This is a genomic window from Pseudomonas baetica (assembly GCF_019733355.1).
GTDB lineage: Bacteria > Pseudomonadota > Gammaproteobacteria > Pseudomonadales > Pseudomonadaceae > Aquipseudomonas > Aquipseudomonas baetica_A.
Map to the genome: position 1 here is coordinate 16866 of NZ_JAIHLQ010000022.1, position 13892 is coordinate 30757.

Here is a 13892-nt window from a genome sequence, read left to right on the forward strand (position 1 = left end):
CGCTCCTTCGCGAGCAAGCCCGCGCCCACAGGTTATCGGTGATCTCTGTGGGCGTGGGCTTGCTCGCGAAGGGGCCGGTCAAGGCAACAGGATTGTTGACCCCGTCGTGCGCCGTGCCGACAACTCGGTTTGGGCTTTAGCCGCATCCGCCAGTGAATACCGCTGACTGATAGCCACGTTGAGCTTGCCGCTGATGATCATCCCGAACAGCTCATCGGCCATGCGTTGCAGGTTCTCGGCATTGTTGGCGTAGGTCGCCAGGGTCGGCCGGGTCACGTACAACGAACCTTTCGCTGCAAGAATCCCCAGATTGACACCGTCGACTGCACCGGACGCGTTGCCGAAGCTGACCACCAGCCCTCGCGGCGACACGCTGTCGAGCGAGGTCAGCCAGGTGTCCTTGCCGACGCCGTCATACACCACCGGGACTTTCTTGCCGTCGGTCAACTCCAGCACGCGCTGCGCGACGTTTTCGTGGCTGTAGTCGATGGTCGCCCAAGCGCCGTTGGCTTTGGCCAGGTCGGCTTTCTCTTTGGAACTGACGGTGCCGATCAGTTTGACGTCCAACGCCTTCGCCCATTGGCAGGCCAGCGAACCGACGCCGCCAGCAGCGGCGTGGAACAGAATGGTTTCGCCCCCCTTGAGCTCAAAAGTCTGGCGCAGGAGGTACTGCACGGTCAGGCCCTTGAGCATGACCCCGGCAGCGGTTTCGAAACTGATGGCGTCTGGCAGGTGCACCAGATTGGCTTCGGGCAGAACGTGCAGTTCGCTGTAGGCACCCAACGGGCCGCTGCCATACGCCACGCGGTCACCGACCTTGAACCGGGTGACCTCGCTGCCCACGGCATCGACGATGCCCGCACCTTCCGCGCCCAGACCGGACGGCAAGGCCGGCGGTGCGTAAAGACCGCTGCGAAAGTAGGTGTCGATGAAGTTCAGGCCGATGGCTTTGTTGCTCACGCGAACCTGCTGCGGGCCAGGCTCCGCAGGCTGGTAGTCAATATATTCGAGGACTTCGGGACCGCCGTGGGCGCGGAACTGGATACGCTTTGCCATCTGCCTGCTCTCCTTGGGTCTTTTGTGAGGTCCCTATCCAACTCCCATGCTTGATCTTCGTCAACTGCGGTGCGCCGGTTTGCGGTGGTATGCTACGCGCCCATTTGCGTCGACCCCCGCCTGCGGGGCGCCGCGTAGTGATGCCCGATTCAAGGTGAAGCCATGACGACCCGCACCGACGCCGTAAAGGCCTATCTGCTCGACCTGCAAGACCGTATCTGCGCCGCGCTGGAAATCGAGGACGGCGGCACGCGCTTCGTCGAAGACGCCTGGGCCCGACCTGCTGGCGGTGGCGGTCGCACCCGCGTGATCGAAAACGGCACGCTGATCGAGAAGGGCGGCGTCAACTTTTCCCATGTCTTTGGCAGCGGTCTGCCGCCGTCGGCCAGCGCCCATCGGCCGGAGCTGGCCGGTCGCGGTTTTGAAGCCCTCGGCGTATCGCTGGTGATTCATCCGCACAACCCGCATGTGCCGACGTCGCACGCCAACGTGCGCTTTTTCATCGCCGAGAAGGAAGGTGAGGAGCCGGTCTGGTGGTTCGGCGGCGGCTTTGACCTGACCCCGTATTACGGCAACGAAGAAGACTGCATCCATTGGCACCGCGTCGCCGAGCAGGCCTGCGCGCCGTTCGGTGCGGACGTCTACCCGCGTTACAAGGCTTGGTGCGACACCTACTTTCACATCAAGCATCGCCACGAACCGCGCGGCATCGGCGGCCTGTTCTTCGATGACCTGAACGAGTGGGACTTCGACACCAGTTTCGCCTTCATGCGTGCCATCGGCGATGCCTACATCGACGCGTATCTGCCCATCGTGCAGCGGCGCAAACACGATGCGTTCACCGCCCAGCAGCGTGAGTTCCAGGAATTCCGTCGTGGCCGCTACGTTGAATTCAACCTGGTTTACGACCGTGGCACGCTGTTCGGCCTGCAATCGGGCGGGCGTACCGAGTCGATCCTTATGTCGCTGCCGCCGCAAGTGCGCTGGGGCTACGACTGGAAAGCCGAGCCCGGCAGCGAAGAAGCACGCCTGACCGAGTACTTCCTGCAAGACCGCGACTGGCTCGCCCAGGCCTGAGGACATCTGATGGATCGTTACGTCGTTTTCGGTAACCCGATCGGCCACAGCAAGTCGCCGATGATTCACAAGCTGTTCGCCGAACAGACCGGGCAGAGCCTCGACTACAGCACCTTGCTGGCGCCCCTCGACGATTTTTCCGGTTGCGCCACGGCGTTTTTCCAGGAAGGTCGCGGCGCCAACGTCACCGTGCCATTCAAGGAAGACGCCTATCGTCTGGCCAACAGCCTGACCGCTCGTGCACAACGTGCTGGCGCGGTGAACACCTTGAGCAAACTGGCTGACGGCTCGCTGCTGGGCGACAACACCGACGGCGCCGGACTGGTGCGTGATCTGACGGTGAACGCCGGATTCAGCCTGACCGGCAAACGCATCCTGCTGCTCGGCGCCGGTGGCGCCGTGCGTGGGGCGCTGGAGCCGTTGCTGGCGGAGCAACCGGCGTCGGTGATCATCGCCAACCGCACGGTGGACAAGGCCGAATGGCTGGCCGAGTTGTTTTGCGATCTGGGGCCGGTATCGGCCAGCGGTTTCGACTGGTTGCAGGAGCCGGTGGACATGATCATCAACGCCACCTCCGCCAGCCTCTCCGGTGAAGTACCGCCTATTGCGCCGAGCCTGATAGAGCCGGGCAAGACCCTGTGCTACGACATGATGTACGGCAAGGAGCCGACCGCGTTCTGCCGCTGGGCCAGTGAACACGGCGCAGCGGTGTCGATGGATGGTTTGGGCATGCTGGCCGAGCAAGCTGCCGAGGCGTTCTTTTTGTGGCGCGCAGTGCGGCCCGACACGGCGCCAGTACTCGAAGAGTTGCGTCGTCAACTAGCCCTTTAAAAGCTTCGCGAGCAAGCCCGCGCCCACATTTGAGATGCATTCCAATGTGGGCGCGGGCTTGCTCGCGAATGGCAGCACCGCCGATCCTGGATCAATCCTCAAACCGGATCGGACACTGCTCCGGCCCTTCGAGCTTGCGCAACTCCTCCACCACCTGCGGCCGCGCACCGCGCAACGTCAGGCTGCGATTCTGACGCAATAAACGCCGCGCCTCCTGATGCAGCATCTCCACCCCTGAATAATCGATGAAGTTGATCTGCTGCGCCTCAATCACCACCCGCGTGCCGTGCATGCGTTGCAAACGCACTTGCAGGTAATGGCTGGCGCCGAAAAAAATGGAGCCGCCAACCCGCAGCACATCGTCCTCACCATCGCGAAAATGCTGCACTCGTGGTTGTGAAGTGCGCTTGAGATAGAAGAACAGCGACGCCAGCACCCCGGCGTAAATCGCCGTCTGCAATTCCAGCAGCAACGTGGCGAGACAGGTCAGGGCCATGACCACGAACTCGGCACGGCTGACCCGCAGCAATGACCGAATGCCGCGATGATCCACCAGTCCCCAGGCGATCAACAAAATGCTGCCGGCCATGGCCGGAATTGGAATCTGCGCGATCAGCCCTGCCCCGAAAATCGCAAACAGCGCCACCCAGATCGCCGAAAACACTCCGGCCAGCGGCGAGCAGGCACCCGCCTCGTAACTGAGGCCCGAGCGGGTAAACGACCCGGCCGACAGCGAGCCGGAAAAGAACGCCCCGACGATATTGGATAAACCCTGCGCCCGAACCTCTTGATTGGCGTCGAGCAGTTGTTGCGAGCGCGCTGCAATCGAGCGGGCAATCGACAGGCTGGTGACCAGCCCGAGCATGCCCACCGCTACAGCGCTCGGCAGCAGGCGCAGGATCAAGTCCAGATCCAGCGGCAAGCCACTGAACGGCGGCAGACGCCCGATAAAAGCGCTGACCCGGTGCACATGCCCGAACATTGCCGGCCACAGCCAAACCAGCAAGCTGGCCAGTACCAGCGTGATCAACAGCGTTGGCCAGCGTGGCAGCAATTGTTTCAACACCACGCCGACCGCGACCGTGGCCACGCCAAGCGCCAGCGAAGGTTTATCCACAGCCCTGAGGTGTTGCAGCAGATCCATCAAACTGGCCAGCGCCGTGGCTTTGGCCGGCAGATCCAGCCCCAACAGATTGGGCAACTGGCCGATGGCAATCACCACCGCCGCGCCCAGGGTGAATCCGAGCACCACCGAATGCGAGACGAAGTTCACCAGTGCGCCAAAGCGCAGCAAACCGATCAGCCATTGGAAAACCCCGGCGAGAAAGGTCAGCAGCAGAATCAGGGTGATGTAGTCCTGTGACGCTGGCACGGCCAATGGACTGACGCTGGCAAACAGCACAATCGAAATCGCCGCCGTAGGCCCGCAGATCAGATGCCACGACGAACCCCACAGGCAGGCGATCAACACCGGGATGATCGCCGCGTAGAGACCGTATTCGGGTGGGAGTCCGGCGATCAGCGCGTAGGCAATCGACTGGGGTAACGCGAGAATTGCACCGCTGAGGCCGACGATCAGGTCCCGTCCGACGCTGGCGCGGGTTTGCCGGGGCAGCCAGGTGAGGAAGGGGAACAGTGAGCGGCGAGTGGGGAAGGCCATGGGTCCTCGCGGTTTGGGGTTTGCGCAAGAGTAACAGGGTAAAACGTACGGGAGCGTGCCCTCTGGTGAATGCGGTGGGTCATTCGACAGAGACACCGCATTCGCGAGCAAGCCCGCTCCCACGGGGTGAGACGACTGCCTCTAGTGAATCAGAGCCTGGCTTTCACCGCCGGCAAAGCCGCCTTCCCATCCAACGTCTTCACGCCGTCCAGCCACTTGTCCAGCACCGCCGGATTCGCCTTGATCCAAGCCTTCACCGCCTCAGCATTGCTGACCTTCTTGTTGGTCACCTCCGCCATGATGCTGTTCTCCATCTCCTGAGTGAACGAAAGATTGGTCAGCAATTTACCCACATTCGGACACGCCTCGGCGTAGCCCTTGCGCGTCAACGTAAACACGCTGCCGGTGTCGCCAAAATACTTCTCGCCACCCTTGAGGTAATGCATGTTCAACTGCACGTTCATCGGATGCGGGGTCCAGCCGAGGAAGGTGACGAACTTCTGTTTCTTCACCGCCCGCGAGACTTCGGCGAGCATTGCCTGTTCGCTGGACTCGATGAGCTTCCACTGGCCCAGGTCGAAGTCATTTTTCTTGATGATTTCCTGCAACGAGATGTTCGCTGGCGCGCCCGAACCGATGCCGTAGATTTTCTTGCCGAACTTGTCGGCGAATGTATTCAGATCCGCGAAGTTGTGCACACCCGCGTCCCAGACGTAATCCGGCACGGCGAGGGTGAATTCGGTGCCGTCGAGGTTCTTCGCCAGTTGTGTCACGTCACCGGTGGCGATGAACTTGTCGTAGAAGCCCTGCTGCGCCGGCATCCAGTTCCCCATGAACACATCCACCTGGCCATCCTTCAGGCCGCCGAAGGTGATCGGTACCGCGAGGGTGTCGACCTTGGCCTTGTAGCCCATGCCGTCCAGCAGAAAACCGGTGATGGCGTTGGTCGCGGCGATGTCGCTCCAGCCGGGATCGGCCATTTTCACCGTCTCGCAACTTTGCTCGGCAAATGCCGAGGCACTGCCCAGAGCCAGCAGGCTGACCGTCAGTGCTGTGGATAACTTGCGCATGGACTTCCCCTTAACGTTATTGGTTTTGGCAGGGTTGTGGGTAACGTGCTTTGCGTTCCAGATCATCGAGGTCGATGTGGTTGCGCATGTACTGCTGACTGGCGTCGACCAGAGGCTGGTGATCCCAGCTCTTCAGCTTGCCGACGGTCAATGCATCGGCGACAAAACGGCGGCGACGCTGGCTGGCGAGGACGGCCCGGTGGATCGCCGGCATGTCCCACTTGGCCCGTGCCTCGGCGAGAAAATCGTCGAATAGCTGGTGATGTTGCGGCGATTGGCTGAGTTCTTCCAACTCGCGCGGATCGTTGTCTACGTCGAAGAGTAGGCAAGGGTCGCTTTCACTGTAGATAAATTTCCAGGCGCCACGGCGGATCATCATCAGCGGACTGATGGTGCCTTCGGCCATGTACTCGCCAAATACCTCGTCATGGCCGCCCTGCCTTTGCAGGTGTGGCACCAGCGAGCGGCCATCCAGCGGCAGGCCCGGCTCCAGCGTGCCGCCGGCCAGTTCGACGAAGGTTGGCAACAGGTCTGCGGTCGACACGGCAGCGCTGATGCGCCCGGCCTCGAACTGGCCAGGCGCACTGATCAACAGGGGGACGCGGGCGGCCATTTCGTACCAGTGCATTTTGTACCAGAGGCCTTTCTCGCCAAGCATGTCCCCGTGGTCGCCGGAGAAGACGATGATCGTTTCGTCCATCAGCCCTGTTTCTTCAAGGGTTTGCAGGAGTTTGCCGACGTTGGCGTCGATATAGCTGCAAGCGCCGAAGTAGGCGCGCCGTGCATCGCGAATCTTATCCACAGGCAGCGGCTTGTCCCACAGGTCGTAAACCTTGAGCAGACGTTGCGAATGCGGGTCGAGTGCGTGTTGAGCCGGCGTTGTCGGAAGCGGGATATCGCCATCGTCGTACAAATCCCAGAAGGCCTTGGGAATCGTGTACGGATCGTGTGGGTGAGTCATCGACACCGTCAGGCAGAACGGCTGATCGCCGTCCTCGCGAATGTGATCGAACAGATATTGCTGGGCCTTGAACACCACCTCTTCGTCGAAGTCGAGCTGGTTGGTACGCACGCAGGGCCCGGCTTGCAGCACCGAAGACATGTTGTGATACCAGGTCGGCCGCACGTCAGGCTCATCCCAGTTCACCGACCAACCGTAATCGGCCGGATAGATATCACTGGTCAGGCGTTCTTCGTAGCCGTGCAACTGATCGGGGCCACAGAAATGCATCTTGCCCGACAGCGCGGTGCGGTAGCCGAGACGGCGAAGGTAGTGGGCGTAGGTCGGGATGTCGGCGGGGAAATCAGCGGCGTTGTCGTAGGCGCCGATTTTGCTCGGCAATTGGCCGCTGACCAGGGTGAAGCGCGACGGTGCGCACAATGGGCTGTTGCAGTAAGCGGCATCGAACACCACGCCTTGGGCGGCGAGGCGCGAAAGATTCGGCAGTTTGATCGGCGATGGGCCATAGATCGGCAACATTGGCGCGGCCATCTGATCGGCCATGATGAAAAGAATATTCTTGCGCTTCATGTGATCGCGGCATTCCATAGTGAATATTTATGCGACATTGCTGCAATCGAGCATGGAGTCCATGCGCTATCCGGTAAAGCCCGTGCCGGACAATGACTAGGATAAGCACAGCTTATGTATGACGCCCTTGGCGATTTGTCTCTGGACTTGCTCCGCGCCTTCGAAGCCGCCGCCCGTCAGCGCAGTTTTACCGCCGCCGCGGTAGAGCTTGGCACCACGCAACCGGCGATCAGCCAGCAGATCAAACGGCTTGAGGAACAGCTCGGCACGCGCCTGTTTGATCGCATCTACCGGGGCATCGAACTGACTGAGGTCGGCACGATTCTTTTTGAACAGGTTCAGCTCGGTTTGCAGAATATCGATGCAGGATTGAGCGCAATCAGCGCCCAACAGCAGCATGAGGTGTTGCAAGTCGCCACCGACTTCGCCTTCGCGGCGTATTGGCTGATGCCACGACTGCACCGTTTCCATGAAGCCAATCCCCACGTTGACGTCAGCCTGGTCACCAGCGAGCGCAACCACAATATGCTGCGCACCGACATCGACGTGGCCATCCTGTTTGGCGACGGGCGGTTCAAACAGGGTGAAAGCCACTGGCTATTCAGCGAGGAAGTGTTCCCGGTGTGCAGTCCGCAATTGCTCAAGGATCGCTCGTTACCCTTACCGGCTGACACGTTGCTGGAACTCCCGTTGCTGCACCTGCGTGGTGAAAACAGCAGCAACTGGTTCGACTGGAGCGGGCTGTTCCGCGAGCTTGGCATCACTGCGCCGCCAGCCCCGGGGCAACTGCGTTTCGACAATTACACCCTGATGATTCAAGCGGCAATTGGTGGCCAGGGCGTGGCGATTGGCTGGCGGCACCTTGTGGATAACTTGCTGACCCAAGGTTTGCTGTGCCGACCCATCGCCGAAACCACGTTGTCGCGCCTCGGCTATTACGTGGTGCTGCCGCAGCGCAAACGCCGAGGGGCGTTGATTCAGCAGTTTGTCGATTGGTTGATGGCGGAGCAGGCCGGCAGCGTTGAGTCTCTGAGCGGGTTGGGATTTGCGTCGATTGCGGTTTGAAGATTTTTACGAATCCGAAGACGCCACAAAATTTACATGCTGGCCCACATGCAGATTCAAGCGCAGCTCATCGGCAATCCCTACCGCCACGCGATTCAGGCGTTCCAGCGGTTGCGCCAGTCCCGCCTCCAGACTGCTACTGACCTGGTTGAAATGCTCAATCGTCAACCCCGCTAAGCTGTGAGGCGCATTGACCAGCGTCCACTTCAGCGGACTGCTCTGCAGCGCTTCGCGGATTTCTTCGGCAGCGTGGCGTTGCAGGCGATCATCCCGATCCGGCTCGTCGAGCACGGCAAAATCGCCCACCAGAAACAGCCGCGAGACATTGGCCGCTTGCAGGCCATCCACCAGCGAATCCACCGCCAATACCTGCTCGACCGGCCCCAGCAGGGCCGTGCGTTCAACTTGTTCGCTGCTGAACGGCAAACCCGGCGCATCAAGCAAACAGATGACCGCCGAGCTGCCGGCGACACTTTGATTGACCCGCTCTGAATCGAACAGATCGCCGCTCTTGGTGCGCAGACCCGGGCGCGGCGCGAGCGCGGTGAGGTCGTCGAGAATAGCGATGACTTCGTGCTGTCGGCGCAGCAACTCAGCCATCAACGCGCCGCCCAGGCTACTCATGGCACCATAGAGCACCACTTTGACCACCGGGGTTTCGGCATTTTTCATGGCTGATCCCTTTTGTTTTCCCTTGTATGGCGTGTGACATACGCGTAACGACAAGGGTTCGAACCGATTTTCGAGGGTTTGCGATGCAAGCGATCAAGGGTTACCACGCCCATGTCTATTTTGATGCCAGCACCCTTGAACGGGCGCGGGCCTTGTGCGAGCGGGCTGCGCAGTTGTTTGCACTGCAAATGGGCCGCGTCCACGAACGCCCGGTCGGCCCGCACCCGGACTGGAGTTGCCAATTAGCCTTCGGCCCGGAGCTGATCGGCGACGTGCTGCCGTGGCTGGCACTCAATCGCCAAGGCTTGGTGGTGTTTTTGCACCCGGACACGGGCGATGATTTGCTTGATCACACCGAGCATGCGATCTGGATGGGCGCCATGAGGCCGCTGAATCTGGCTGTTTTTTGATGACGCCCGCCGCATTCGGCGGGCCGGTTGACCGTTCACTCAAAGCTTTCACCCGCGAAAGCTGGCTGAAAGCTTCCCCCATTAGGATCGCCCCCACTGCCGGCAACAGACCGGTTGGCCAACGCGTGTGATTGCTCGCATGCAAGGCCCAATTAACAACAACAATGGTGATTCTGATGTCCTCTGTAGCCCGCCTCCGCGCTGTCACTCCGTCCGTACGTCTCGTGCTCCCCGTTCTGCGCTGATCCCGTCCGATCCGCTCATTCAATTAGCCGCGCTACGCCTGGAGTATTCCCATGCTGACTTTCCTTGGCTTCGCCATGGTCATCACGTTCATGTTCCTGATCATGACCAAGCGCCTGTCCGCGCTGATCGCTCTGATCATCATCCCGATCCTTTTTGCTCTGTTCGGTGGTTTTGCGCCGAAGATCGGTCCGATGATGCTCGAAGGCATCACCAAGCTTGCGCCGACCGGCGTGATGCTGATGTTCGCCATTCTCTATTTCGCCCTGATGATCGACTCCGGTCTGTTCGACCCGGCCGTGCGCAAGATCCTCAAACTGGTCAAGGGCGACCCGCTGAAAGTTTCGGTCGGCACCGCCGTACTGGCGCTCGTCGTTTCCCTCGACGGTGACGGCGCGACCACTTACATGATCTGCGTGGCCGCCATGCTGCCGCTGTACAGCCGCATCGGCATGAGCCCGCGAATCATGGCCGGCCTGATCATCCTTGCCGGTGGTGTGATGAACATGACGCCATGGGGCGGCCCGACCGCCCGTGCTGCCAGTGCGTTGCACGTCGACCCGTCGGACATCTTCGTACCGATGATTCCGGCCATGGCGGCCGGCGTGGTGGCGATTCTGGTCATTGCCTATTTCTACGGCAAACGTGAGCGAGCGCGTCTGGGTGAGTTGCACCTGATCGACGACGAGATCGATCACAGCGAAATCAGCGTTTCGCAGTTTCCGGACGCCCGTCGTCCGAAGCTGATCTGGTTCAACGGCGCCCTGACCTTCGGCCTGATGTGCACCCTGATTGCTGGCCTGTTGCCGCTGCCGGTGTTGTTCATGGTGGCGTTCAGTATTGCCATGATCGTCAACTATCCTTGCCTGCAAATGCAGAAGGACCGCATCGCGGCCCACGCCGGCAGTGTACTGGCAGTGGTCGGGCTGATCTTTGCGGCGGGTATCTTCACCGGTATCCTGTCGGGCACCGGCATGGTCGATGCGATGTCCAAGAGCCTGCTGGCGGTGATCCCGGATTTCCTCGGTCCTTACCTGGCCGTGATCACGGCACTGGTGAGCATGCCGTTCACGTTCTTCATGTCCAACGACGCGTTCTACTATGGCGTGTTGCCGGTGATGGCCGAAGCCGCCAGTCACTACGGCATCACCGCCGTGGAAATGGCCCGGGCCTCGATCGTCGGTCAGCCCGTTCACTTGCTCAGCCCGCTGGTGCCATCGACCTATCTGTTGGTGGCCCTGGCCGGGATTGATTTTGGCGACCACCAGCGGTTCACCCTCAAATGGGCGATCCTGGTTTGTATCTGCATTCTGATTGCTGCACTGCTGCTCGGGACTTTCCCGGTGTTCAGCACTCTATAAGCCCAAGACTCACCGTTTGCGGTCCTGGCTTCGTGGTTTGAAGCCAGGACTTTTTTCGGTTTAACACACGCTCAAAGGAATACACATGGATTGGCTGACCAACCCCGAAATCTGGGTTGCCTTCTTTACCCTGACCGCCCTGGAAATTGTCCTGGGTATCGATAACATCATCATGATTTCGATCCTGGTCAGCCGCATGCCCAAACACATGCAGCCGCGCACGCGGATCTTCGGTCTTGGCCTGGCCATGATCACGCGGATCCTGTTGCTGCTGTCGATCACTTGGGTCATGCGCCTCACCGCCGACCTGTTCGAAGTGTTCGGCCAGGGCATCTCCGGGCGTGACCTGATCCTGTTCTTCGGGGGGCTGTTCCTGCTGTGGAAAAGCTCGCAGGAGATGTACCACGCGCTGGAAGGTGAAGACGAAAGCGGCGACGAGCCTTCGGGCAAGGGCGGTAACTTCCTCTACACCATTATTCAGATCGCGATCATCGACATCGTCTTCTCGCTGGACTCGGTGATCACGGCGGTCGGCATGGTGTCCCATGTCCCGGTGATGGTTGCAGCGATCATCGTCGCGGTGCTGGTGATGATGGCGGCGTCGGGCAAGATCAGCGAATTCATCGACAAACATCCGTCGCTGAAGATGCTCGCGCTGTCGTTCCTGTTGGTGGTCGGTACGGTACTGATCGCTGAATCGTTCGATGTGCACGTACCCAAAGGTTACGTCTACTTCGCCATGGCGTTCTCGCTGGCGGTGGAAGCGATCAACATCAAACTGCGCGGCGCGATGGCCAAAAAGAAGCAGCAAGATCCGGTGAAACTGCGCAAGGACATTCCGGGGCAGTAATCCGGTCGTCCAGCAATACGCAATACCCCTGTGGGAGCGGGCTTGCTCGCGAAGGCGGAGTATCAGTCGACAAAAATGTTGGCTGATCTACTGCCTTCGCGAGCAAGCCCGCTCCCACATTTGTTTTGTACGTTGGCTAACACTCACTCCAGCAGGGAGGGTGTCAGTGAAGCGCTGTTCATGACACTTTTGTTTCAATCATGGTTTTAGCTGTGCAATGCTGGCGCCCAGACCGTTAGCCAACTACAGCTTAAGTATCAGAACGTAGAAACCGCGCGGTACCGTCAACTTGCCTCTCTGGGGCGCTGCCATTACAGGGGGTCTGCATGCTCACCCTGCTCAATCTTCTTTCTGCCGTCGCCCTGCTGATCTGGGGCACGCACATCGTTCGAACCGGCATCTTGCGGGTGTATGGCACCCAGCTGCGCCATGTGATCGGTCAGAACATGTCCAAGCGCTGGCTGGCGTTTGTTGCGGGCATCGTCGTCACGGCGATGGTGCAAAGCAGCAACGCGACGGCGATGCTCGTCACCTCTTTCGTTGGCCAGGGCCTGATGGCGCTGACGCCGGCGCTGGCGACCATGCTCGGCGCCGATGTCGGTACGGCACTGATGGCGCGGGTGCTGACGTTCGACTTGTCGTGGCTGTCGCCATTGCTGATTTTCCTTGGGGTGATTTTCTTTCTGTCGCGCAAACAGACGCGGCTCGGGCAAATGGGCCGGGTCAGCATCGGTTTGGGGCTGATCATTCTCGCGCTGCAACTGATCGTCGAGGCCGCTGCACCGATCACCCACGCCCAAGGGGTGAAGGTGATTTTCGCTTCGCTGACCGGCGACATCCTCCTCGACGCCCTGGTCGGCGCGCTGTTTGCGATGATTTCCTACTCCAGCCTCGCCGCTGTGCTGCTGACCGCTACCTTGGCCGGCGCTGCCGTGATCAGTCTGCCGGTGGCGATTGGCCTGGTGATCGGCGCCAACATTGGCAGTGGCATTCTGGCGTTCATGAGCACCAGCATGCAGAACGCTGCCGGGCGGCAAGTGGCGCTGGGCAGCCTGTTGTACAAACTGATTGGCCTGCTGTTGATCATCCCGGTGCTCGACCCACTCGTGCATTGGATCGACAGTCTGGATTTCAGCCCGCAGGAAATGGTCATTGGCTTCCACCTGCTCTACAACACCGCACGCTGTCTGATCCTGCTGCCGAGTGTCGGGCCGATGGCGCGTTTGTGCGCCTGGCTGCTGCCGGAACGGCCTGAGGTCAACGGCACCGCCAAACCGCGTCACCTCGACCCGACCGCGCTGGTCACGCCAAGCCTGGCCTTGGCCAACGCCGTCCGCGAAACCCTGCGCATGGGCGATCTGCTCGACAACATGCTCGACGCGACCCTCGATGTGCTGCGCGGCAAGCAAACGGCGATCACCCAGGACATGCGTCGGATGACCGATGACGTTGAGTCGCTGTACAGCGCGATCAAGCTGTACCTGGCGCAAATGCCTCGCGAGGATCTCGGCGAGCAGGACAGTCGGCGCTGGGCGGAGATCATTGAACTGGCGATCAACCTCAAACTGGCCTGTGACTTGATCGAGCGCATGCTGCGCAAGGTCCAGCAGCAGAAGACCTCGCAACGACGTTCGTTTTCCGAGGAAGGGCTGGAGGACCTGGCCGGGCTTCAACAGCAACTGATCGCCAACTTGCGGTTGGGGTTGTCGGTGTTTCTCAGCGGCGACAAGGAAAGCGCTCGCCAGTTGCTGCGCGAGAAACGGCGCTTCCGCGCACAGGAACGCCGTTTGGCCCATGCGCACGTCAGCCGTTTGCAACGCAAGATCGTGCAGAGTATTGAAACCAGTTCGTTGCACCTGGAGCTGATCGCCGACATGAAACGGCTCAATTCACTGTTTTGCAGCAGCGCTTATGTGGTGCTGGAAACGGCGGACACCGGTGCGCTGGCGGCGGATGAAATGGCCGACATTACGCATTCGCCTTGAACGTCTGCGGCTGGGTTTAGTCAGTAACTTTGATTCAGCCTTAAGACCTTCGCGAGCAGGCTCGCTCCCACCTCTGAAACA

12 protein-coding genes are annotated in these 13892 nt (G+C 60.4%); 7 read left to right on the forward strand and 5 right to left on the reverse strand.

The genetic code is table 11. From position 1 onward, the window contains the following. Positions 1-78: 78 nt before the first annotated feature. Complete coding sequence (locus K5E40_RS20090) at positions 79-1056, reverse strand: NADPH:quinone reductase (protein ID WP_221732240.1); 978 nt, start codon at positions 1054-1056, stop codon at positions 79-81. A gap of 162 nt (positions 1057-1218) precedes the next feature. Here K5E40_RS20090 and hemF point away from each other — a divergent pair, with 162 nt between their 5' ends. Both hemF and aroE read left to right on the forward strand, forming a co-directional pair. Then, complete coding sequence (hemF, locus tag K5E40_RS20095; RefSeq protein WP_221732241.1) at positions 1219-2133, forward strand: oxygen-dependent coproporphyrinogen oxidase; 915 nt, start codon at positions 1219-1221, stop codon at positions 2131-2133. Positions 2134-2142: 9 nt separating this feature from the next. Then, positions 2143-2964, forward strand: coding sequence for a shikimate dehydrogenase (gene aroE, locus K5E40_RS20100; RefSeq protein ID WP_221732242.1), 822 nt, complete (start codon positions 2143-2145; stop codon positions 2962-2964). 91 nt (positions 2965-3055) lie between these two features. Here the strand turns inward: aroE and K5E40_RS20105 are convergent, their stop codons facing one another. The 3 genes from K5E40_RS20105 to betC all read right to left on the reverse strand — a co-directional run bounded on the left by K5E40_RS20105 (position 3056) and on the right by betC (position 7225). Next, positions 3056-4624, reverse strand: coding sequence for a SulP family inorganic anion transporter (locus K5E40_RS20105; protein WP_221732243.1), 1569 nt, complete (start codon positions 4622-4624; stop codon positions 3056-3058). A gap of 149 nt (positions 4625-4773) precedes the next feature. Beyond that, complete coding sequence (gene choX / locus K5E40_RS20110) at positions 4774-5694, reverse strand: choline ABC transporter substrate-binding protein (RefSeq protein ID WP_221732244.1); 921 nt, start codon at positions 5692-5694, stop codon at positions 4774-4776. Positions 5695-5710: 16 nt separating this feature from the next. Next, on the reverse strand, positions 5711-7225 hold the full coding sequence (betC, locus tag K5E40_RS20115) for a choline-sulfatase (RefSeq protein WP_221732245.1): 1515 nt from the start codon (positions 7223-7225) through the stop codon (positions 5711-5713). A gap of 114 nt (positions 7226-7339) precedes the next feature. Between betC and K5E40_RS20120 the strand changes: the two genes are divergently transcribed. Further along, positions 7340-8290, forward strand: coding sequence for a choline sulfate utilization transcriptional regulator (locus K5E40_RS20120; protein WP_221732246.1), 951 nt, complete (start codon positions 7340-7342; stop codon positions 8288-8290). Positions 8291-8296: 6 nt separating this feature from the next. Here the strand turns inward: K5E40_RS20120 and K5E40_RS20125 are convergent, their stop codons facing one another. Further along, positions 8297-8962: an NAD(P)-dependent oxidoreductase gene (locus K5E40_RS20125; protein ID WP_221732247.1), complete on the reverse strand. Its 666-nt coding sequence runs from the start codon at positions 8960-8962 to the stop codon at positions 8297-8299. 83 nt (positions 8963-9045) lie between these two features. On the opposite strand from K5E40_RS20125, the gene K5E40_RS20130 reads away from it, so the two are divergent. The 4 genes from K5E40_RS20130 (at position 9046) to K5E40_RS20145 (ending at position 13811) form a co-directional block, all read left to right on the forward strand. After that, a complete protein-coding gene (locus K5E40_RS20130) occupies positions 9046-9372 on the forward strand; it encodes a DOPA 4,5-dioxygenase family protein (RefSeq protein ID WP_221732248.1) in 327 nt (108 codons plus the stop codon). A gap of 296 nt (positions 9373-9668) precedes the next feature. Further along, positions 9669-10976, forward strand: coding sequence for a CitMHS family transporter (locus K5E40_RS20135; RefSeq protein WP_221732249.1), 1308 nt, complete (start codon positions 9669-9671; stop codon positions 10974-10976). Positions 10977-11061: 85 nt separating this feature from the next. Further along, a complete protein-coding gene (locus K5E40_RS20140; RefSeq protein WP_221732250.1) occupies positions 11062-11826 on the forward strand; it encodes a TerC family protein in 765 nt (254 codons plus the stop codon). 326 nt (positions 11827-12152) lie between these two features. Further along, on the forward strand, positions 12153-13811 hold the full coding sequence (locus tag K5E40_RS20145) for a Na/Pi cotransporter family protein (RefSeq protein ID WP_221732251.1): 1659 nt from the start codon (positions 12153-12155) through the stop codon (positions 13809-13811). Positions 13812-13892: the final 81 nt, after the last annotated feature.

Bases quoted from the DNA above. Each gene is read 5' to 3' on its own strand.
- K5E40_RS20130 (WP_221732248.1), top strand. From the start codon at position 9,046: ATGCAAGCGATCAAGGGTTACCACGCCCATGTCTATTTTGATGCCAGC.
- K5E40_RS20125 (WP_221732247.1), bottom strand. From the start codon at position 8,962: ATGAAAAATGCCGAAACCCCGGTGGTCAAAGTGGTGCTCTATGGTGCC.
- K5E40_RS20105 (WP_221732243.1), bottom strand. From the start codon at position 4,624: ATGGCCTTCCCCACTCGCCGCTCACTGTTCCCCTTCCTCACCTGGCTG.
- K5E40_RS20120 (WP_221732246.1), top strand. From the start codon at position 7,340: ATGTATGACGCCCTTGGCGATTTGTCTCTGGACTTGCTCCGCGCCTTC.
- K5E40_RS20145 (WP_221732251.1), top strand. From the start codon at position 12,153: ATGCTCACCCTGCTCAATCTTCTTTCTGCCGTCGCCCTGCTGATCTGG.
- betC (WP_221732245.1), bottom strand. From the start codon at position 7,225: ATGAAGCGCAAGAATATTCTTTTCATCATGGCCGATCAGATGGCCGCG.
- K5E40_RS20140 (WP_221732250.1), top strand. From the start codon at position 11,062: ATGGATTGGCTGACCAACCCCGAAATCTGGGTTGCCTTCTTTACCCTG.
- choX (WP_221732244.1), bottom strand. From the start codon at position 5,694: ATGCGCAAGTTATCCACAGCACTGACGGTCAGCCTGCTGGCTCTGGGC.
- hemF (WP_221732241.1), top strand. From the start codon at position 1,219: ATGACGACCCGCACCGACGCCGTAAAGGCCTATCTGCTCGACCTGCAA.
- aroE (WP_221732242.1), top strand. From the start codon at position 2,143: ATGGATCGTTACGTCGTTTTCGGTAACCCGATCGGCCACAGCAAGTCG.
- K5E40_RS20090 (WP_221732240.1), bottom strand. From the start codon at position 1,056: ATGGCAAAGCGTATCCAGTTCCGCGCCCACGGCGGTCCCGAAGTCCTC.
- K5E40_RS20135 (WP_221732249.1), top strand. From the start codon at position 9,669: ATGCTGACTTTCCTTGGCTTCGCCATGGTCATCACGTTCATGTTCCTG.